At 70.0% G+C, this 20601-nt stretch carries 16 protein-coding genes; 11 read left to right on the top strand and 5 right to left on the bottom strand.

Annotation, left to right across the window (positions count from 1 at the left end; translation table 11 throughout):
• Positions 1-139: 139 nt before the first annotated feature.
• From F8566_RS18370 to F8566_RS49905, 3 genes are all read left to right on the top strand, one after another.
• Positions 140-1681: a sulfatase family protein gene (locus F8566_RS18370; RefSeq protein ID WP_151561479.1), complete on the top strand. Its 1542-nt coding sequence runs from the start codon at positions 140-142 to the stop codon at positions 1679-1681.
• Complete coding sequence (locus tag F8566_RS18365) at positions 1682-2809, top strand: alpha/beta hydrolase (protein WP_151561478.1); 1128 nt, start codon at positions 1682-1684, stop codon at positions 2807-2809.
• Positions 2810-2878: 69 nt separating this feature from the next.
• Positions 2879-6106, top strand: a complete 3228-nt coding sequence (locus F8566_RS49905; RefSeq protein WP_192809732.1) for a sialidase family protein — start codon at positions 2879-2881, stop codon at positions 6104-6106.
• Positions 6107-6210: 104 nt separating this feature from the next.
• Here the strand turns inward: F8566_RS49905 and F8566_RS18355 are convergent, their stop codons facing one another.
• Positions 6211-7149 (bottom strand): glycosyltransferase, encoded by a 939-nt coding sequence (locus F8566_RS18355; protein WP_151561477.1) that lies wholly within the window; start codon positions 7147-7149, stop codon positions 6211-6213.
• A gap of 273 nt (positions 7150-7422) precedes the next feature.
• Positions 7423-8898: an LCP family protein gene (locus tag F8566_RS18350; protein ID WP_151561476.1), complete on the bottom strand. Its 1476-nt coding sequence runs from the start codon at positions 8896-8898 to the stop codon at positions 7423-7425.
• 78 nt (positions 8899-8976) lie between these two features.
• On the opposite strand from F8566_RS18350, the gene F8566_RS18345 reads away from it, so the two are divergent.
• The 3 genes from F8566_RS18345 to F8566_RS18335 all read left to right on the top strand — a co-directional run bounded on the left by F8566_RS18345 (position 8977) and on the right by F8566_RS18335 (position 11633).
• Positions 8977-9927 carry a DUF6177 family protein gene (locus F8566_RS18345; RefSeq protein ID WP_225993295.1) on the top strand — a complete coding sequence of 317 codons (951 nt, stop codon included), beginning with the start codon at positions 8977-8979 and terminating at the stop codon, positions 9925-9927.
• A gap of 348 nt (positions 9928-10275) precedes the next feature.
• Positions 10276-11097: a hypothetical protein gene (locus F8566_RS18340; protein WP_151561475.1), complete on the top strand. Its 822-nt coding sequence runs from the start codon at positions 10276-10278 to the stop codon at positions 11095-11097.
• 92 nt (positions 11098-11189) lie between these two features.
• Positions 11190-11633 (top strand): MarR family winged helix-turn-helix transcriptional regulator, encoded by a 444-nt coding sequence (locus tag F8566_RS18335; RefSeq protein WP_151561474.1) that lies wholly within the window; start codon positions 11190-11192, stop codon positions 11631-11633.
• 19 nt (positions 11634-11652) lie between these two features.
• Here the strand turns inward: F8566_RS18335 and F8566_RS18330 are convergent, their stop codons facing one another.
• Positions 11653-12093 (bottom strand): hypothetical protein, encoded by a 441-nt coding sequence (locus tag F8566_RS18330; protein WP_151561473.1) that lies wholly within the window; start codon positions 12091-12093, stop codon positions 11653-11655.
• Complete coding sequence (locus F8566_RS18325) at positions 12090-13751, bottom strand: MinD/ParA family ATP-binding protein (protein ID WP_151561472.1); 1662 nt, start codon at positions 13749-13751, stop codon at positions 12090-12092. Before F8566_RS18325 ends, F8566_RS18330 begins: the two co-directional genes overlap by 4 nt.
• Positions 13752-13933: 182 nt before the next feature.
• On the opposite strand from F8566_RS18325, the gene F8566_RS18320 reads away from it, so the two are divergent.
• Complete coding sequence (locus tag F8566_RS18320) at positions 13934-14401, top strand: YbaB/EbfC family nucleoid-associated protein (RefSeq protein WP_225993294.1); 468 nt, start codon at positions 13934-13936, stop codon at positions 14399-14401.
• A gap of 8 nt (positions 14402-14409) precedes the next feature.
• On the opposite strand, the gene F8566_RS18315 is transcribed toward F8566_RS18320, so the two are convergent.
• Positions 14410-15252: a hypothetical protein gene (locus F8566_RS18315; protein WP_151561471.1), complete on the bottom strand. Its 843-nt coding sequence runs from the start codon at positions 15250-15252 to the stop codon at positions 14410-14412.
• Positions 15253-15380: 128 nt separating this feature from the next.
• On the opposite strand from F8566_RS18315, the gene F8566_RS18310 reads away from it, so the two are divergent.
• Genes F8566_RS18310 through F8566_RS18295 form a run of 4 tightly spaced genes read left to right on the top strand, consistent with a single transcriptional unit; the run spans position 15381 to position 20507 of the window.
• On the top strand, positions 15381-15713 hold the full coding sequence (locus F8566_RS18310) for a WXG100 family type VII secretion target (protein WP_151561470.1): 333 nt from the start codon (positions 15381-15383) through the stop codon (positions 15711-15713).
• Between the two features lie 6 nt (positions 15714-15719).
• Entirely contained in the window at positions 15720-16211 is a 492-nt protein-coding gene (locus tag F8566_RS18305) for a WXG100-like domain-containing protein (RefSeq protein ID WP_151561469.1), read from the top strand.
• Positions 16204-20049: a DUF6531 domain-containing protein gene (locus tag F8566_RS18300; protein ID WP_151561468.1), complete on the top strand. Its 3846-nt coding sequence runs from the start codon at positions 16204-16206 to the stop codon at positions 20047-20049. The genes F8566_RS18305 and F8566_RS18300 overlap by 8 nt, the downstream gene beginning before the upstream one ends.
• Entirely contained in the window at positions 20046-20507 is a 462-nt protein-coding gene (locus F8566_RS18295; protein ID WP_151561467.1) for a hypothetical protein, read from the top strand. The genes F8566_RS18300 and F8566_RS18295 overlap by 4 nt, the downstream gene beginning before the upstream one ends.
• Positions 20508-20601: the final 94 nt, after the last annotated feature.

Here is a 20601-nt window from a genome sequence, read left to right as displayed (position 1 = left end):
CCCTCGCATGCCGGCCCACCCCGTTGATTGTGAATGATGCCAACAACCGACATCGGTGGCCAACGGGCATCGAATGCGCGAATCGCTACTCGGCTGGCTATCGTTACTGATCGAACCCTAGACAAAGGAGAGGCGGACGTTGACCCGATATCGGCGGTTCTGGGGGATCCGTCCGCGGGCATCGTCGTTCGCCGGCATCGGCGCTGCGATGGTGATCGTGCTTGCTCTCGGCCTGGGTGTGAGCGCCTGCGCGGGCAGCGGCGGCAAGGGAACCGGCAAGCGGGCGAAGCCCGCCACCGTCAAGAAGCCGAACGTCGTCTTCGTCCTCACCGACGACCTCTCCTGGAACCTCATCGCGCACATGCCGCGCGTCAAGGGCATGCAGCAACTCGGCACCACGTTCTCGAACTTCTTCGTCGCCGACTCCCTCTGCTGCACCTCGCGGGCGACCATGTTCACGGGTCAGTACCCGCACAACACCGGGGTACGCACCAACTTCCCCCCGGACGGCGGCTACGGCGTCTTCAAGGCACGCGGTGGCGAACAGGGCTCCTACGGCCCGGCCCTCCAGAAGGCCGGCTACCGCACGGGGCTCATGGGCAAGTACATGAACGGCTACCAGCCCGCGGACACCCAGGGCGGCGCGGCGCCCTACGTGCCGCCGGGCTGGACGGAGTGGGCGGTCGCGGGCAACGGCTACCCCGAGTACGACTACAACCTGAACGAGAACGGCAAGCTGGTGTCGTACGGCAGCCGTCCCGCCGACTATCTCACCGACGTCCTCACCAACAAGAGCGTCGACTTCATCCAGCGGTCCGGCACCGACGGCAAACCGTTCTTCCTTCAGGTGTCCACGTTCGCGCCGCACGGACCGTTCATCCCGGCGCCCCGTCACGCTCAGGCGTTCCCCGGTCTGAAGGCGCCGAGACCGCCCGGATTCAACGAGCTGGACACCTCCGACAAGCCCTCATGGCTGCGTTCCCGTCCCAGGTTGCGCCAGCCCGGCCTGCGCGCCATCGACGACGGCTTCCGCGACAGGGTCCGCATGGTGCAGGCCGTGGACGAGATGGTCGGCCGGATCCAGCAGACCCTCGCCGCCAAGGGGCTGGATCGTGACACCTATCTCATCTTCGGCTCCGACAACGGCTTCCACATGGGGGAACACCGGCTGGCGGGCGGCAAGATGACCGCGTTCGACAGCGACATCAAGGTCCCGTACATCGTCACCGGTCCGGGGGTGCCGGCCAACCGTACGACCGACGCGCTCGCCCAGAACACCGACCTGGCTCCCACCTTCCTGGAGCTCGCCGGCGTCAGGCCCCCCAGCACGACCGACGGCCGGTCGCTGGTGCCCTTCCTCCGCGGCGGCGATCCCCCCGGCTGGCGCGATGTGGCGCTCGTCGAGCATGTGAGGCCCGCCCCGTCGGCCCAAGACCCTGACCGCCAGGACTCCGGGCCGGGCACACCGCCGACCTACAACGCGCTGCGAACCAAGACCGAGCTCTACGTGGAGTACGTGGACGGCGAGCGGGAGTACTACGACTTGTTGAAGGATCCTTACGCGCTGCAAAACGGTGCTCGCACCCTTCCGGGGCCGAAACAGCAACAGCTGTCCGCGTTGCTCTACGCCCTGACGCAGTGCGCGGGTCCCACCTGCGCCGCCGCGAGCCGGAGCCGGTAAATGCAGCTCACCAGCACGTGGTTGGTCGTCCTGTCCGGGCTGCTCGCCGTCGTCGTCCTCGCGGTGACGCTGTGGGTGCTTCCCAAGATCGTCGGAGGGGGGATCAAGCGGCTCTGCCTGCGCGCCGGCCTGCTCTTCGGCTGCCAGGTCGCCATCGTGATCGCGCTGGCCACCGCCATGAACTCCTACTTCATCTTCTACGGCAGCTGGAGCGACCTGCTCGGCACCGGCGGCGGCGACGTCGGCGTCAAGGGCGGCCGCTCGGGCGCCGGTGGCCTGGCCGGGCGGCCGCTGCCCCGCTCGATCTCGCCGCTGTCGGCCGAGTCGGGGCTCCGCGACCCCGCCAAGGACGGCGTCCTGGAGCAGACCACGATCCGGGGAGAGCGCACCGGCCTCCAGGTCAAGGCCTTCGTCTACCTGCCGCCGCAGTACTTCCAGCCGGCGTTCCGCAACCGCCGCTTCCCCGTGTCGCTGGTGCTCGCGGGCTACCCGGGCGACCCCCGGGGGATCATCGAGCGGCAGGAGATGGTCAAGCTCGCCGCGCGGGACATCAAGAGCGGCGCCCTCCAGCCGATGGTGTACGTGATCACCAGGACGATGGTCGCGCCGCCCCGGGACACCCAGTGCACCGACGTGCCGAGCGGTCCGCAGGCCGAGACGTTCTTCAGCCAGGACGTGCCCCAGGCTCTCTCGAACACCTACCGGCTGGCGCGGGACGCTCGCGGCTGGGGCGTGATGGGGCAGTCGGCCGGCGGCTACTGCAGCGTCAAGCTGGCGATGCTGCACTCCGACCGCTTCGCCGCAGGCGCCTCCCTCGGCGGCTACCTCAAGGCCCTCAAGGACCCGACGACCGGGGACCTCTACGGTGGCAGCGATCTGGTCCGCAACGACAACGACCTCATCTGGCGGCTGGAGCATCTCCCGCCGCCGCCGACCTCTGTCCTCCTCGCCTCCAGCAAGGTCGAGGAGGGCTATTCTCAGGCCCAGCGGTTCCTCGCACTGGCCAAGCCGCCACTGCGGGTCGACACCCTCTTCCCGGACGTCGGCGGCCACAACTACAACACGTTCCGCCGTCTGACCCCCGGTCTGCTGGGCTGGATGAACCAGCGGCTCCAAGCGGACGTCTGACGAGGGATTTTCATCCCGAATGCGTCGCTATGATCCAAGGCGACGGAATGGCGAGCACAGGAGACGGGCGTGACTTCACCCAGGACTCCGGACGAAGAGCCGGGCGCCGAGCAGACTCGGGCTGAGTCTCCCGATCAGCCGTCGGCTCCGCCCCCGCCGCAGTGGCTTGAGGAGGACCAGCAGCCCTCCGGAGCGCCCCTGCTCCCAGAACCTCTCCCGCCATTGCCGGATTCCGGCCCGCCGCCGCAGGATCCCCAGGGCAAGGGCGCCCCGGCCGAGGGCTCCCAGGACAAGACGGTCAGCAACATCGACGCCAACGACGCAATGCGCACCCAGGTCTTCACCCAGGGCGGCCAGGGATCTCAGAGCGGCCAGGGATCCCAAGGCGGGCAGACCGCGGCGCCGTCGAGCGACGCCGAGCGCACGGCGTTCATAGGGTCACCCGGCCCCGCGTCGCCCGCGCCGTCGCCTCAGCCGCCGTCGCCTCAGCCTCCCTCGCCTCAGTCTCCGGCCCCCAGGACGCCTTCGCCGGAGGCCACCATGGTCGACGGCACGGCGTTCAGTCGACCTCCGGTGACCGGCGGCGCCCCGGACACTGAGGTCGAGGGACCAGCGGGCCAGCAGCCCGCACCGCCGCGGGAGCAGCAGCACGCCTCTCCCCCGCCGCCTCCCTTCCCCTACGCGCAGGAGATCCCTTCAGCGCAGCCGGCACCTCCCGTGCCGTTCCCCTACGCACAGGAAATCCCGGGAAACCCGCCCGCGCCCGCTCCCGCCTCCCCGCCGGCCCCCGAGCCCTTCCCTTACGCGCAGGAGATCCCGGGACAGCCCGCGAATCCGGCTCCGGCGGCGGCTCCCCCGCCGTTCCCCTACGCCCAGGAGATCCCCGGGACTCCGGGAAGCCAGGGGGGACCCGCGCAGACCTCGCCGCCCGCGCCGATCGCCCCGCCACCCACGATCGACGAGCCGTGGCGCACCCCCTCCACGGGCAAGAAGAAGAAGTCCAAGCAGCGCACGTCTTCGCGCAGCAAGAAGCCGCTGTTCATCGGCCTCGGCGGTCTCGCCGCCGCCGCGGTGCTGGCCGCCGGCGGTTTCGTGGTGCTGAGCGGGGGCGGTGACGACGCCGAAGGCGGCACCGGGGCCACGCTCGCCGGCAAGGTCTTCCCCGTCGACTCCGCCGCCCGCACCGACGGCCGCGACCAAGAGATCACCAGTGTCGCCTCGGTGGGCACCACGACCGTCGCCGTGGGCGGTGAGTCGGACGCTCAGCGCTCCCGTGGCCTCTTCCTCGTCTCCGGGGACGGCGGCCGCACGTTCAGGCAGGCCGAGCTGCGCGGCGAGGGCAGGGCCGAGCCCGGTCCGGGCGAGGTTCCCGTGGCCGTGGGCGGCTCCGCCCGCGGCTGGGTGGCGATCGGCACGCGGCCGGGCGGCGGCGTCGTCTGGACCAGCGAGAACGGGCAGACCTGGCGCAGGCTTCCCGATGCGGTCGGCGACGTCTTCGCAGCCAACCAGCGGGTGCGCCGGGTCGTCGCGACGACCGAGGGCTTCTTCGCTCTCGGCGACAGCTCCGCGAAGGGCGACTTCAGCGACGCCGAGCCCGTGATCTGGTCGTCGGCCGACGCCCAGCGCTGGGAGGCCCGGGCCGGCGAGCAGATGGGCCTGGAGATCCAGAAGGGCAAGCTGTCGCTCGTCACCGCCGCCGCCAGCGGGAAGACGATCCTGCTGGAGGCCGTGCACACCCCCGACCCCAAGAAGCGCGCCGCCTTCCGGAGGGTCTGGCTCTCGGAGGACGGCGGACGCACCTGGGCCAACTCCCCGGTGCCCGTGCCCAAGAAGAGCCGCGGTCTCATGATCGGGGGTGGCGCCGCCGGCTTCCTGGCCATGCGTGAGATCAAGGACGGCGACAAGTCGTACGGGCAGGCCTTCACCTCCAAGGACGGCCGGTCCTGGACCGAGGGCGGCAAGCTGGAGACGCCCGGCTACCGCCGCGTCTCGCAGGTGATGGCCGACGAGCGCGGCTACGCGGCGCTCGTCGTCCGGGGCCGCGATGTGCTCATCTCCCGGAGCACGGACGGCGGCACGTGGCGGGACGCCGGTTTCTCCGAGACCCAGCCCCAGCGTGTCGTCGTGGACGCCGCGCTCGCGGGCGACCAGACGATCCTGGCCGGCCGCGAGCCGGGCAGCGGCGACGTCGACGCCCTCCTCGGCGTCTGGGACGCGCGCGGCAGCCGGGTCGCCATGGATCCGTCGAAGGTGCCCGGCGCGATGCGGGCCGACCATTCGGTCATCGCCGTCGAGGCCGGCGGCGACCAGGCCGTCGCCGTGGGCAGCGCGGCCGGGGACGCCGCCGTCTGGACGTCTCGGGACGGTACCGCCTGGAAGGCTTCCCAGGGCCTCGGTGCCGCCTTCACCCGGCCCGGCCCGCAGCAGCTCCTCGGCGTCACGGGCGGGAAGTCCGGGTGGCTGGCGGTCGGATACGACCAGGCCGTCGGGCGGAGGCCGCTCGTGGTGACCTCCTCGGACGGGGCCACCTGGCAGGCCGCCGACACGGCAGCGGCCTTCCGCTCCGGCGGCACCGCCGCGGCCACGTCCGGCACGCCCGGCTATGTGATCGTGGGAGCCGACGGCACCTCGGCGGCCACGTGGTTCTCGGCCGACCTCAAGACCTGGGAACGCGGCAAGAGCGCGTCCTCGGACGCCCTGGAGGCCGGCTCCACCGAAGGCAAGTGGATGCTGGACGCCGCCAGCGGCACGTTCGGCTATGCCGCCGTCGGTGGCGTCCGCGTCAAGGACACCGGCAACGTGCCCGCGGTGTGGACCTCGTCCAATGGCAAGCAGTGGGCATTGCAACAGCTGCCGCTGCCCAAGTCCGGTGCGACCGAGGGCCACCTCACCCATGTCACCGCCCGCGGCAACTCGCTCGTCGCCGCCGGGTTGGCCGCGACACCGCAAGGGCTGGTCTGGCTGGGCTATGTCTCGGCGGACGGCGGCAAGACCTGGCGGGAACTGGCCGTCCCGGGCGGAGACCCCAAGGTGCGGACCACGTCGCTGGCCGCCACTCCCAACGGGTTCGCCGCCACCGGAGTGATCAGCCGTCCCGGCGGCTCTGACGTCGTCTCCTGGACCTCCGCGGACGGTTCCGCGTGGAGCGCCACCACTCCCGGCGGTGAAGGGCTGGGGGGCAACGGCGAACAGCAGATCACCGGGCTCTCCCCGTTCAAGGGACGCCTGCTCGGTGTCGGCAGCGCGGCCGACTCGGCGGGCGATCAGCCGGTCCTGTGGATCCGGCCCGTGCCCTGACCCGGCTGCTCCTGATCCGGTCGTGGTCCGCGCCGTCGGGCGTGGACCACGCAGGTACGGGTACGGTGCGGCCGTAGCCGGGCCGCGGGGCCGTCAGGGACCTGTCACCGGTCTCGTGCGTGGCGTGGAACGTAGGCGGGCTGTTCGGGCCACTGCTGCGCCGTGCCCGCCTCATGGGCGACAGCCAGCTCGCGGTTGCGGTCACGGTTCCGACGGGCCCCGTAGGGGGCCACGATCATGCGGTAGAAGGGGCGCCGGATGAGCGTCGGAACGAGGCGATAACCGCCCCGGACCAGGACGTTGCGCCAGTACTGGGGCGCCGTGATGAACCGTTCCCGCCGCATCGCGCGCTGCAGGCGGAGCTCGGAGCGGAGCAGGTCGCGGCCCCCGCGACGCTCGTACGCGCCGGCGCCGACCCGGTAGTAGACCAGCGGCTCGGCGACGTTCACGACCCGGGCGCTGTTCGCGATCATGCGCACGAACAGCCAGTAGTCCTCCATCAGCGGCAGGTCCCCGTAACCGCCCACCGCGAGCACCGCGCTGCGCCGGTAGACGACCGTGGGGTGGTTGAACGGATCGTGCAGCCGCGAATAGCGGGCGATGTCCATGGGGTCGCTGGGCGGGATGCGCTGGCCGACGATGTCGTCGGTGTCCTCACCGAACTCCAGCAGCCCGGCCCCGACCAGGTCCGCTCCGGCCCAGACCAGGGGCACCTGGAGCCGGAACCGGTGCGGCATCGCCACGTCGTCGGCGTCCATGCGGGCCACGATGTCGTAGCGGCTGGCCTGGAGACCGGCGTCCAGGGCGGGACCGAGCCCCCGGTTGGCCTCCAGCGGAAGGAAGGTCACCTCGACCGGGCTGGTCACCACGAGTTCCTTGAGACACACCGCAAGCTCGGGCGAGACCGGGCCGTCCTGGACCAGCACCACTTGGTTGGGACGGAGTTCCTGCGCATCCACCGCACTTCGGAACGCCGCCCGCACGTACTCCTCACGATCACCGCCGTACACGGTCATCAGCAGAGCGAAGGGTTCGGGCTGCATGCGGTCCATTTCCGGGAGGGGTCGCCTGCGGGGGTTCACGGGGGCCGAGAGGTCCGGTTCGTGAGGGACGACACTGGGGGGAGCTGGCTGGGCCAGTGATACCTGTCCTACTTATGACGCATTGGTGCTCTTATTGGTTTGCGTGCCGCCAAGATACCTGTGGGCCGAATGTGAGGGTGCCGGATCCGCCCTGCTTGTCGGGTATCTTCATCTGCTTTTCATCTGGTCGAGCTGGCCTTGCGCCCTCGCGGCCACACCCGGCCATCGGAGTCCTCACGTCTGGGCGCAGACGTCGCGGTCGGCTCGGAGTTCTCCGGCGATCTTGGGGAGAGGTCTCCCTGCGCCGGGCATGACGGCGCCGTCCTTGCCGATGACCAAGTAGACGAGCCCGGGTTTGCCGGCCGCGTACGCACGGGGCGGATGGCCCGGCAGGGCTGCGGCGAGAGCGGCCGCCTGGCGTTCACCGCCCGGCCCGTACAGGATCTGGGTCTTGAAGCCGGCGGGCGCCTTCTTCGTCCCGACCTTGGCGACCTTGAAGCCCTTCTCCTCCAGCTGCTCGGCGGTGCGCTGGCCGAGCCCGTCGGTCTTGGTCGCGTTGTAGACCGCGACCTGGACCTTGCTGGGCTTGACCGGGCGCACGGGCACCTTCGCGCCCGGCTGTTGCGCGGGGACGGGCGGCGGCGCGGGCTCGGGCAGGGTGTTGTCCTGCTTGATCGCCTGGAAGAGGGGCGAGGCCAGCGCCATGTTGAACTGCACGCGGTTCTTGTCCTGCGGGTACGCCTGCACCGGGACGGTGACGAACCGGACCTTGCCCGCGCTCATGCCCTTGAGGCTGCCCGCGAGCTTCTGCATGACCGAGAGCGTCAGCCGGTCGTCGGCCTTGATGGACTTGGTGGCCGCGGACAGGAACCCGTACGCCTTGCCCGGGTCGGTGAGCATGCCCTTGTCGGTCGCCTTCTTGACCACCGAGGCCATGAACGCCTGCTGCCGCTGGATGCGCGACAGGTCCGAACCGTCGCCCAGCCCGCCGGTTCGGGTCCGCACGTAGCCCAGCGCCTGGTCGCCGCGTACGGTCTGGCGGCCCTTCTTGAGGACCAGCTCGGCCTTCGGGTCGTTGATCGCCCTGGGCACGCAGATCTCGACGCCGTCGAGGGCGTCCACCACACGCTTGAAGCCCGAGAAGTCCACCTCGACGTAGTGGTCGATGCGGATGTCGGTCGTCGCCTCGATCGTCTTCCAGGTGCAGGCCGGGCCGCCGATGGAGTACGCGGCGTTCATCATGGCGAGCTGCGGAGGCGACTTGCCGCCGTCCCGCTTGGTGCACGACGGCATCTGCACCATCGTGTCGCGCGGGAAGCTGATGCCGATGGCGCGTTCGCCGCCCGGCGAGATGTGCAGGAGGATCGTGGTGTCCGAACGCTCCCCGCCCTCGGCGCCGTACCGGGCGTTCTCGCCGGCCCGGGTGTCCGACCCCATCAGCAGGATGTTCATCGAGTTGTTGAGCTTGGCCGGACGTTTGTCGCCGAGCTTGTCGTCCACGTTCTCGCGGTCAATCTGCCCGTCGAGGCTGCGCCAGGTCATGTACGCGCCGAGGCTGCCGATGACCATGAGCACCGACACCGCGATCGACACCCATCCGAGCACGCGCCAGCCCCGGCCCCGCGAAGGCGGCCGCGACTGGTGCCGCGGCGAGTGCGGAGCCGGTTCATCACCCCAGAACGCGTTGTCTGGCTCGGCCAATCGCTGCATCGGTTACATTTCAGCACACTTGGGACACCAGCCACGGCCATCACACCAAAGTCGATCCCCACTAGACTCGTTCGCAGGATGAGCACCGTCGACGCGATGACCGATCAGGCCATGGTCGTACTGCAGGACCGGCCTGTCGTCGCGCTGCACTCGTGGCTGACCCAAGCCATCGCTGACAGTGCCGATTCCGGACGCGTCCTGCAATTGGTCACACCGCTCGACTCGCGGCTGTCACTGCCCCTTCGCACGGCCGCCGCCGGCACCGGAGTGCAGTGGATCGTGCGCGACGGAAACGGCTACTACGAAGGCCTGACGGGGCGTCCACTGAAATGGGACGGCGGCGCGTTCACCCCGGTGCCCGAGGCCCGCGACTACGCGCCCGGCTTCACCAGCCGGCCGACCGCGCCGATCGGAGCGCAACTCACCCTCGTCTACCGCATGCGGCACGGCGGCGAAGGCGATCTCGGCGGCCCGGTCGAACGGCTCCTGCAGTTGCTGACCGGCAAGGCCCCGGCGGGCTGGGGCCCGGCGGAGCCGCTGGAGCACCGCTGGCAGAACGACCGGTTCACCGAGTACGTGCGGGGCCGTTCGAGCGCCCGTCTCATCGTCGGCGGCGACGGCCCGCGCGCCGCGCAGGCGATCTGCGAGTTCTCCGCGAGCGGTGCGGGCGGGGTCTCCGAAGTGAGCACTGTCACAGTCGGCTACGCCCCCGAGGACCCGCCACCGCTCCAGCACCTGCCGTCGCTGGTCGGCGGGATGGCGGCCGACCAGCCCGTGTCCTCACTCTTCGTCCAGCTCACCCCCGGCCGCGCCGACCTCACCACCGAGCCACGCTGGACCGGCGCGCCCGCCCCGGTGGCCCTCGCGGTGAGCGGCAACGTGACCGGTCCGACCGGCGTTCCAGGCCAGGCGGTTGGCCCCCCGCGGACCCCGCTGACCCTGTTCCCGCTGGGCGACGGCCGTTCGCCGGACGGCTGGCAGCGCCACCGCCACCTGATGCAGCACCTGCAGTCAGGCAGCCAGGCGTAGAGCCCCGCTAGAGCGGCTTCGAGCGGGAAGGCGTAAGCCATTACGGAGATGCTTCTCACGGGCCCTGTCCACCATCCGGACATGGCCCCATAGGGGTCATCAAGATCGACACTTGGCGTGAACCAAAGGCGCCGTTCTACGCGCTTGTCGTCCTGCGGTGAATAGGGCCTTTCCCGGCCGCTGGCCGAGCCTGGCCTGCACGTGAGCTGAGCGTTTCCTATAAGTAAGCCGCCCGGAATGACGTTGCACGACGGTGACCTGAACGATCTCCTGTGTGACCTAGGCTGGGTCCTCGGTAGTCTTGCCCGACCTTTACTCTTATTTCATGACTACCGGCCTGGAGCAGCGATGAATCCTCCTGAATGGCCTGGCCAGAACCCCCCGCCCGGCCAGCCGGGATTTCCTCCGCAAGGCCCCATGCAGGGCCCGCCGCCCTATGGACAGCCGCCGCCCTACGGCCCCGGCCCCGGCGGTTTCCCGCCGCCGATGCCGCCGCACCGCCCGCCGAGCGGTGGCGGCCCGCTGATCCCGCTGCTGATCATCGGGGCGGTCCTCGTAGTGATCGTCGTCGCCGCGGGCGCGTTCGTCGTGCTGAGTGGTGACGACAAGGAGAACGAGCCCATCACCTTGTCGCCGACGTCCAGCTCGGCCCTCACGCCCACGGCCTCACAGTCGGCCACCACCCAGGACCTGAGCACCATCCTCAAGCCCACGGTGACCACCGCCGGCGGGACCACCTTCACCCGGGCGGGCGGTATCCGCTCCGGCAGCTGCGTCAGCCGCGCCGGCGCGGAGCTGCAGAGGGCGCTGCGGGCCAACTCCTGCACCCAGGACATGCAGTCCGCGCTCTACACCAACCCGTCACGCACGGTCGTCACCGTGGTCTCGGTCCTGCGCTTCTCCGACTCGACGGCCGCCGCCGCCGTCAACGACGAGACCAGCGAGGGCGCCGACCCGACGCTGCTCCTGCCGCCCTCGGGCAGCGGCCTGCCGACCCTGACCCGCAACCCCAGCTCCTGGACGCGGAGCTGGACCCGCGGCCAGTTCGTCGTCTACTCGCAGGGCTACTGGGCGAGCGGCAGCGACGCGGGCGCGCGCAACGGCACCGTCTACAACACCTCCGGCGAGCTCGGCATCGAGATCGCCAACGTCATCAGCTGGTCCAACTAGGGCATGTCCCAAGTCGGCGCCCGCCATCCGGCGGGCGCCGTTTCGCGTCCCCGGCGATTAATCGTGGGCTTGACCAACATAGACTGTCGCGCATGACTGATGAGACGCCCTCGCGGTTGATGGAGCTGCCGACCTGGCTCATCAGCCAGACGTCCGCGCAGGCCCACCGGTTGCTCTCGGAGGCGTTCGCCGCCATCGACTCCCGCGGCTACCACTATCGCCTGCTGGCGGCGCTGGAGGAGTTCGGGCCCGCCAGCCAGGCGACGCTGGGCCGCCGCACCGGGATCGACCGCAGCGACGTGGTGGCGGCGCTCAACGACCTCGCCGACCGCGGGCTCATCGAACGTTCGCCCGACCCGTCGGACCGGCGCCGCAACATCGTCACGGTCACGGCCGCCGGGAGCGAGCGGTTCCGGCGGCTGGACAAGGCATTGGCCGGCGTCCAGGACGACCTGCTCGCGCCACTGTCACCCGCCGAACGCGACCAACTGGTCGCGCTGCTGACACGCGTCCTCGCCCACCACAACCCCGAGTGAAGCCGCGCACCGCGGCGGGCTAGCTCTGGATCACTCCGCCGGAGTAAGAGGCGGCGCCGCCGGTGGGCTGGTCGGTGGCCTTCCAGCTGCGGACCTGAGCCTCGGGGGCGCCGTCCGGATAGACCGTCCCACCGACCCAGTGCACAAGGGCCTCGGCGAACTTGCGGGCGACCCGCTCGGCGTCCGGCACGTCGGCGACCACGCGTACGTCGACCCACCACACCGGCGCCGGGGCGCGGGCGCCGAACTCGGGACCGAGCAGCCGCCCGACCTCGCCCGGCACCGCCACGAGCACCGGGTCCTCGATCGAGACCAGCAGGCGCCGGTCGGCGTCGAACAACAACGTCGGCTTGGGGTCGCCGCCACGAATGTGCACCGCCTCGCCCAGCGCCACCATGCCGTCGATGACGGCGTGCACGTCGGGCTGCCGCCGGGCCAGCACGACCAGGTCGCAGCTCACCGGGCCACCCCCGGCATGCCGAGCGCACGCCCGAACGCCTCGTAGGCCACCCGGTCGACGGCCGACCGCGTCGCCTCACCGATCCTGGACAGGTCGAGCGCCGCCCCCGCCGCCACGTGCCGGTCGTACGGCACCCGGACGACCGGCAGCCCCCAGGCGCCGAGCATCTGGGTCGCGCGTTCGAGGTCGGCACCGACCTGCGGAGCATGCATCACCATCGCGATCACCGTACGGGACATGAGCGCCTGCTGACCGCTGTTCGCGAACCACTCCAGCGCACCGCGGGCGCTCAGCGCGCCGTCGACCGTGCCGGGCGTGACCAGCACCAGGCCGTGCGTGGTGGACAGGATGCCCCGGTGCAGCTCGGTCAGGATGCCCGCGCCACAGTCGATGACCGCAGTGGAGATGTAGCGGGCGAGTGAGGAGAGCGCGGACTGGAAGGTCTCCAGGTTGAACTCGCCGGCGATGCGGCCGCCCCGGGTGGAGGACAGCACCCACAGGCCGTCGTTCGTGCGCATCAGATACTGCGCGGCCTCTTCGAAGGTCCGCGGCTGCTGCGCCGCCAGGTCGAACAGCGAGAGCTCCGAACGGACCCCGAGGCGCAGCGGCAACGAGCCCAGCTCCGCGTCGGCGTCCATGGCCAGGACCCGGTCGGTGCGATGCCGCGCCAGCTGGGTCGCCAGCATCGCGGCCATGGTGGTCTTGCCCGCCCCGCCGCGGACGCTGGCCACGGCGAGCTGGCGGTAGCTCGACACCGGACGCTGCAACAGCTCGATGATCTCGGCCTGGGTCTTGGCTCCCGCAGAACCGGAGGCTCCGACGGCCTTGCGCATGCCACGCCCGACCCGGCGCATCAAAGGGTCGCCGTGGACGTTCCTGCGGAGGAACTCGTCGGCCATGGGCACGCCGCTCGCGGCGTGCTGCGGATTCGCCGCAGGAGCGGCATGCGGGCCGGCGGGACCGGACGAAGGGGCGGGCTGTTCGTACGAGCCGCTCGAGTGCCCCTGCTCGGGCTCCTCCTCCGGCGCGACACCGGGCGCACCTGGCGCCTGACCGCTCAGGACCGGGGAGATGGCCGCGTCCCAGCTGAACTCCTCGTTGACGAGCGGCGCGGCCAACGCCTCCTCGGCGGGCTCGGTCTCGGCCTCGGGCTGCGGCTCGTAGGTCTGCGGCTCGTAGGTCTGCGGCTCGTAGGTCTGGGGCTCGGGGGCATGCACCTGCTGCGGAATCGGGGCGGCATGCGGCTGGGGGACGGGCGGGGCGGGAGGTGCCACGGGCGGCACCGGCCCCGTGCCCTGAATCACCGCAGGCCCTGTGCCCTGAATCACGTCAGGTTGCCCGGTGCCCTGGATCACGTCAGGTTGTCCGGTGCCTTGAATCACGTCGGGCTGGCCGGTGCCCTGAATGACCGCCGGCTGCCCGGTGCCCTGGATCACATGAGGTTGCCCGGTCCCCTGGATCACGTCGGGCTGGCCGGTGCCCTGGATCACCGCCGGCGCGGCCATGGGCTGGGCAGGCTGGGGGGTGGCCTGCGCGACGGCCTCCGCACCCCAGGCGCTCTCTGCGGTGCCCCCTGACGTGGGCTCGAGCGTTGCGAGCCCCCGTTGGGACGCGCCAAGTTCACGCAGTACGGCGTGCTGCCAGCTCGAGTCGGACACCTGCCTCCCTTTCCTCTCTCGCAAGCCTACGAGACGCTGGGTATCCCCGAGTCCCCTCTGCGCCGCTGACACTCGCAACCCATGATGATTACAGGCTCAGCGTCCCGCGCCATACCCCCGCCATCCGGAATCTCGTTATTCTCCCTAAAGGGACTGTTCATGATCATGAAAGGACCGGGGGCGTGGCGGACTTCTCTGGCGCGGATCTGGATCGCATGCTGACGGACGCGCGCAAGACCCTTGAGTCGATGCGCAAGGGCGGCAGCGCCGATCAGCCTGCCGCGACGCCCCGTACCGCCGACTCGGGCACGCCCGGGCGCGGCGAGTCGATGGAGGGCGTCGGGCTGGCCGCTGACGGCCGGGTCCGGGCCACGGTGATGGCCGGCGGGCGGCTCAAGAGCGTCGAGATGGATCCACGCGCCATGCGTCTGGCGTCGGCGGAGCTCGGCGAGCAGATCGTGGTCGCGGTGAACGCCGCCCTGGACGACCTCCGGACCAAGGCCGCCGCCGCTCCGGCCGACGAACTGGTCGACACCGCCGCCCTCGGCAAGCAGGTCGAGGAGATCCAGAACCAGAGCCTCCGCCAGATGGAGCTCATCACTCAGGCGCTCAACGACACCATCTCAAAGATCGGCAACACCCGCCGCTGATCCCGGCGTCAGTTGGACCAGGTGTAGACGTTGGTCAGCTCCGTCTGGAAGCGGCGGATGAGGACATCGCCGAGGACCTGCGCCGGACCGCTCCGGGGACCGGCGTACCGGGACGCGTTGTTGAACGACTGCCGGATCAGGACGTACTCGCCCACCGACGAACTCGACCACCAGTGGCCGGGCTCGTTCCCGTACGCGACGCGGATGGTCGGCGCGGTGGAGCTGTTGATGCGCCGCGACACCGACCGGGCGCTCGCCGAGTCGGGGAACTGGATGAGCGTCATCTGGACGTAGGTGCGCTTGTTCGGTCCCTGGTACATGGCTCCGTACAGGCGGCCCTTGCAGTTCTCCTGCCGGTTCAGCGTGGCCAGCCGCGGCTTGACGCCGGACGTGCAGCTCTTGTCCCAGGAACTGGACTGCAGGTACGTGCCGCTGCTCGTCGAGACCGACCTCGCGAAGAACGACAGCCCGACCACGGGCTTCCGGGGGACGGAGGGCGTGCTCGGGCGGAACGACGGCGCCGAGAACGTCGGCGTGGGCACCGACGTCGGGAACAGCGGCCTGGACCCGGAAATCGTCCTGTCTCGGCCGTCGTCATCGTCGTCTGACAGAAGGATGAAGCCGCCGACCCCGCAACCCCCGAGAACCAGCACGCCCATGAGCAGGACGACCAGGAACGCGGCCGGGTTCCCCTTCTGCCGCGGCGGCCCGCCCGGCAGCCCGGGGGGCGGCAGGTAGGGCGGCGGAGCCTGCGCTCCTGGCGGGAAGGAGGGGTAGACAGGGGGCGGACCTCCGGGCACACCGTGCTGCGGCGGCGGGTAGGGCCCTCCAGGCGGTGGTGGTGTGCTCACAGTGGTTTCCTCGTCAGACGGGCGGGAGACGTTGCGCGTACAATATCGTTCTTTTTTCAGCCGTTCCGCCCCGTTATGCTCTTTGCATCCCACATGATCAAGCATGAACACGGGATCAGGGGGCGAGCATGACCACCAACGGCTACACCATCCAGCCGCAGACGTTGCGAACGGCGGCGAGCGGCCTGACCGACGCCGGAGACCGGTTGTCGCAGGAGTGGTCGAGCCTCTTGTCCACCGTCCAGGGCATGGGCGCGCCCTGGGGCGGCGACGACATCGGCATGCTGATCGGCACGTCCTACACGGCGATCCAAGAGCAGGCGAACGAGTCGTTCACAGGGGCCGCCGAGGACATGACCGCCTTCGCGGAGAAGCTGACCGCCGTGGCCGACAACTACGAGAAGGCCGAGCAGCAGATGGTCGGCGAGGTCACCTCCGTCTCGGCCGCGCTGAACGGCTGACCGTCCATGGGCCTCCAACTGCCCGGCGAGCTCATCGGACTACTCGGAATGCTGGGATACACCTGGCCGGAAGCGGACGAGAGCAAGCTCTTCGAGCTCGGCTCCACCTGGATGTCGTTCGGGGGCACGGTTCAGGGCGTCGTCGGCGATGCCGACGCCGCCGCCCAGCAGGTGTGGTCGGGCAACAAGGGCGAGGACATCGACGCCTTCAAGAACGCCTGGGCGGCTGAGGACTCCCCCGCGCAGATGCTCCGGACCAGCGCCACCTCGTCCATGATCGTGGGTGGCGTCTTCTTCCTCTGCGCCGGCATCGTGCTGATTTTGAAGATCAACGTGATCATTCAGTTGATCATGCTGGCGATCCAGATCGCCCAGGCCATCGCCACCGCCGCGGTGACCTTCGGCGCCTCCCTCCTTGAGATCCCCATCTTCAAGGAGATCGCCGGAATGATCATCGACATGCTCATCGACCAGGCCATCGGGGCCCTCCTTGGGTAACAAGGGAGGGAAGCGGAACAAGGGCAAGGGCGGCAAGGCACCCGGGAAGTTCGGCGAGGCCGTCGGCGAGAACGGCTTTCCCAACTCCGGAAGCCGCGGTGGCGGCGGTGGCGGCCCCTCGGGCGGCGGGCAGCGCAGAAGCGGCGGCAGACGAGGCGGGCAGGGCGGCCAGGGCGGTGGCCGTGGCGACGGCCGCCAGCCAGGCGGCCGTTCCACGACCCAGGACCCGATCGATGTGATCACCGGCGAGGTCCTCTTCAGCCAGACCGATCTCGACCTCGCGGCCACGCTGCCGCTGGCGCTCGAACGCACGCACATCTCGTCATACCGGCGTGGCGGGCTGTTCGGGATCTCGTGGGCGTCCACGCTCGACCAACGGCTGGAGCTGGACGCCGACGGCGTCTACTTCCTGTCGGCGGACGCGATGATCCTCAAGTATCCGCAGGCGACGCTCCCCAACATCCAGTTCCAGCCGGTGGAAGGCCCGCAATGGCCGCTGGTACTGACCGGCGATGGCGGCTACACCCTCACGGATCCACGGCTGGGACGGACCCTGCATTTCCCAGCCCCGGGCGAAGAGCACGGCTGGTCCCGGCTGCCGCTGGTCGCGATCACCGATCGTCGCGGCAACCGCATCGACCTCGTCTACGAGGACCAGGTCGTGACGGAGATACGCCATTCGGGCGGCTACCGGATCGCGGTCGATACCATGCCCGTCGCCGCGGCCGTTCCATCCAACGGCGCGACCCGCTCCCCCGCGGGCACAGCGGCCCTCCCGGACGAAACGGCCGGCTCGCGACGCGTGTCCGCGCTCCGCCTGCGCACTGACGAGCCGGGCGGCGGCATGGTGTTGACGCGCTACCGGTACGACGCGGCGGGCCACCTTTCCGAAGTGATCGACTCCTCCGGCAAGCCGCTGCGGTTCGAGTACGACGAGGCCGGGCGCCTGACCGGCTGGCACGACCGCATCGGCCACTGGTACCGCTATGAGTACGACGAGGAAGGCCGCGGCGTCGCGGCGACCGGTTCCGACGGATTCCTCAACGTCACCCTCGCCCACGATCCCGCCGGGCGTAAGACCGTGGTCACCGACGCGCTGGGCAACCCCACCACCTTCCACTACAACGAGGCCCTCCAAGTGGTCGCCGAGGTCGACCCGCTGGGCGGCACGACCAGATCCGAATGGGATCGTCACGACCGGCTCCTGTCGCGTACCGACCCGCTCGGCCGCACCACCCGGTTCAGCTACGACGAACAGGGCAACCTCACCGCGGTCACCCGGCCGGACGGTGCCCAGGCCACCGCCGCTTATGACGAGCGACATCAGCCGGTCGAACGCTCCGAGCCGGGCGGACTGGTGTGGCGGCGGACCTACGACGAACACGGCAACCTCACTGCGAGCATCGATCCCACCGGTGCGGCCACCCGTTTCGCGTACGACGAGCTCGGCAATCTCAACGCGATGACCGACCCGCTCGGCCAGACCACGCGGGTGGTGACGAACGCCGCCGGCCTTCCGGTCTCGATGACCGATCCGACCGGCGCGACGACCCGCTTCGAGTACGACCCGCTCGGCCGGCCGGCCACAGTGGTCGATCCGCTGGGCGGGGTGACCCGCTTCGGCTGGACTCCCGAGGGACGGCCGGCGTCGCAGACCGGGCCGGACGGCCGGACCGAGCGCTGGACGTACGACGCCGAAGGCAACCTGACCGAGTACATCGACGCCGCCGGACTCGCCACCCGTACCGAGTACGGTCCGTTCGAACTCCCCGTCACGATGACCGGCCCGGACGGCGCCCGGCTGGAGTTCGCCTACGACGCCGAGCTGCGCGTCACCGCGGTCACCAACCCCCAGGGCCTGGTGTGGCGGTACGAGTACGACCCGGCGGGCAATCTCGTCAAGGAGTCCGACTTCAACGGCCGGATCACCGGCTACGCGCACGACGAGGCCGGTCAGCTCACCACCAGGACCACCGCGTCCGGCCAGACGATCACGTTCAGGCGGGACGCGCTCGGCAACGTGATCGAGGAACGCTCCGGCGAGCGGGTGTCGACGTTCACCTATGACCCGGCCGGATGGCTGGTGAGGGCCGTCAACGCGGAGGCCGATGTTCGGTTCGAACGTGACGCCCTGGGCAGGGTGACGGCCGAGATCTGCAACGGCCAGGTACTCACATCGGCCTACGACGGCGCCGGCCGCCGTGTCCGGCGGCGTACACCGTCGGGCGCGGAGAGCCAGTGGGCCTACGACGCCATAGGGCGGCCGGCGATGCTCGCCACTGCCGGGCAGACCATCGCGTTCCAGCATGACGCCGCCGGACGTGAGGTGCAGCGACGCCTGAGCGCGGGCACGGTGCTGGCACAACAATGGGACGCCGCGCATCAGATGACCGCCCAGACCGTCTGGGCCGCTGCGACCGCGCAACCCCTGGCGCCGGCCGGCGGAGGCGCGGCCCCGCCGCCGGAGCCTCGGCTGCTCCAGCACCGGACGTTCGCGTACCGGGCCGACGGCGTCGTGAGCGCGGTCGGTGACCGCCTCACCGGTGACCGGCGCTTCGACCTCGACCCGCTCGGTCAGGTGACGGCGGTTCACGGCCACGGCTGGACCGAGCGGTACGCCTACGACGTCGCAGGCAATGTGACGGACGCGCGCTGGTCCGGAACCCCCGCGCCGGCGCAGCAGGGCCGGATTGGTGGAACGGTCACCGGTCCAGAGGCGGACGCAGCGGGTGAACGCGAGTACGACGGGACGCTCGTCCGCCGAGCCGGCAAGGTCCGGTACGAGTACGACGCCCACGGACGCGTTGTGCTCCGCCAGCACGCCCGTCCCTCCTCCAGACCGCTCACCTGGCGTTACTTCTGGGATCACGACGACCGCCTCATCGGCGTCCAGACGCCCGACGGGCAGAACTGGCGCTATCGCTACGACGCGCTCGGCCGGCGCGTGGCCAAGCAGCGCGTCTCCCATGACGGCAAGTCCGTCTACGAGCAAGTGACCTTCGTGTGGGACGGGCTGGTCCTCGCGGAGCAGATCCATCAGGTCTGGTCCCCCGAGCAGAACGCGTGGACGGCGCGTGGGACGGTCTGGGAGTACGAACCCCAGACCTTCCGTCCGCTGACCCAGTCAGAACGCCTGCCCGCGAAGGGCGTACCCCAGAAGTGGGTCGACGAGCGGTTCTACGCCATCGTCACCGACCTCGTCGGCACGCCCACCGAACTGGTCGACGCCGCTGGCGGCATCGCATGGCATGCCAAGACCACGCTTTGGGGCACCGATCTCACGGCGTCCGCGAATCCATGCCCGCTGCGGTTTCCGGGACAGTACTTCGATCCGGAAAGCCGGCTCAGCTACAACCACCACCGCTACTACCACAGCGCGGACGGCCGTTATCAGAGCACCGATCCGCTCGGGCTCATGGCAGGCCCGAACCCGCACGCCTACGTCCGCAATCCACTGGGCTGGCTCGACCCGCTCGGGCTCAAGGGCGATGGCGGCGGCGACAAGACCAAGGTCTACCACTACACGGACAAACCCGGATTCAACGGCATCCGCGGCGGCGATCCGTACCACATCAGACCAGGAAATTCGAAGAACGGCGAAGGGCCTTTTTTCACCACGAAGAGTCCGGCGGACCTGACCGAGCCCAATGCCTTCAAGAAGCTCGGAATCACCAATCCCAAGTCGCAGTACGTCATCGAAGCCGAGGTCCCCACATCCGCGTTGAAGCCGCTGCGTGGTGATCGCGGTAAGTTCATCTTCGAGACGCCCGGCGGCATCAGGATCCCGCGTGGCGACACCCGTTACATCGGCCCGACCACGGACTGGACGCCGTCATGATCACCGGATACGACTCCGTGCTCCTTTCCACCTCTCCCCCTGGGAATGCGGTCGCGACCTTCGTTCGTGGATTGTCACAACGGTGGCCCGCATTGCGGATCGCGCTGGACGAGTCAGAGTTCGTGAAATGGGATCCGGCGATCGCCCTGCCCGATGAGCGAGCAGAAATCCTTCTCGCCCAGGATGAGCAGATGGTCGAACGATGGGAGGACGAGGGCTACTATCTGTCCCGTTCTGGTGAAGGCCCGCTCATGGTCGTTTACGAACCGTGTCCCTCGTCGCGGCTGAAAATCCTCCTCCTGGACGACCCGTACGGCCGCACGGGTTTCGCCTTCGAGCCGTACGAAGTGGCACTGACCGGCCCTGGACTTTCCCTGGTCACCATCGTCACACCCGACAGCGACAGCGAATTCTCCAAACAGGCGATCGCAGAACTTACCACCGCCCTCCAGGCGTGACGGCCACATGGCCCTTTGCGGGCGCGCATGCTGCACTGCGGTCAGGAGGGTGTTCTGGTGTGGCGCCCTTGCCCGCTGACCAGGCTCCCGGATC

Source organism: Actinomadura rudentiformis, from assembly GCF_008923185.1.
In the GTDB taxonomy this organism is placed as follows: domain Bacteria; phylum Actinomycetota; class Actinomycetes; order Streptosporangiales; family Streptosporangiaceae; genus Spirillospora; species Spirillospora rudentiformis.
The sequence above is the reverse complement of the archived record's forward strand: the minus strand, read 5'-3'. Positions and strand labels throughout refer to the sequence as shown.

Excerpts from the sequence above, each read along its gene's own strand:
- F8566_RS18305 (WP_151561469.1), top strand. The coding sequence starts at position 15,720 with ATGGGCCTCCAACTGCCCGGCGAGCTCATCGGACTACTCGGAATGCTG.
- F8566_RS18295 (WP_151561467.1), top strand. The coding sequence starts at position 20,046 with ATGATCACCGGATACGACTCCGTGCTCCTTTCCACCTCTCCCCCTGGG.
- F8566_RS18365 (WP_151561478.1), top strand. The coding sequence starts at position 1,682 with ATGCAGCTCACCAGCACGTGGTTGGTCGTCCTGTCCGGGCTGCTCGCC.
- F8566_RS18345 (WP_225993295.1), top strand. The coding sequence starts at position 8,977 with ATGAGCACCGTCGACGCGATGACCGATCAGGCCATGGTCGTACTGCAG.
- F8566_RS18355 (WP_151561477.1), bottom strand. The coding sequence starts at position 7,149 with ATGCAGCCCGAACCCTTCGCTCTGCTGATGACCGTGTACGGCGGTGAT.
- F8566_RS18350 (WP_151561476.1), bottom strand. The coding sequence starts at position 8,898 with ATGCAGCGATTGGCCGAGCCAGACAACGCGTTCTGGGGTGATGAACCG.
- F8566_RS18340 (WP_151561475.1), top strand. The coding sequence starts at position 10,276 with ATGAATCCTCCTGAATGGCCTGGCCAGAACCCCCCGCCCGGCCAGCCG.
- F8566_RS18335 (WP_151561474.1), top strand. The coding sequence starts at position 11,190 with ATGACTGATGAGACGCCCTCGCGGTTGATGGAGCTGCCGACCTGGCTC.
- F8566_RS18310 (WP_151561470.1), top strand. The coding sequence starts at position 15,381 with ATGACCACCAACGGCTACACCATCCAGCCGCAGACGTTGCGAACGGCG.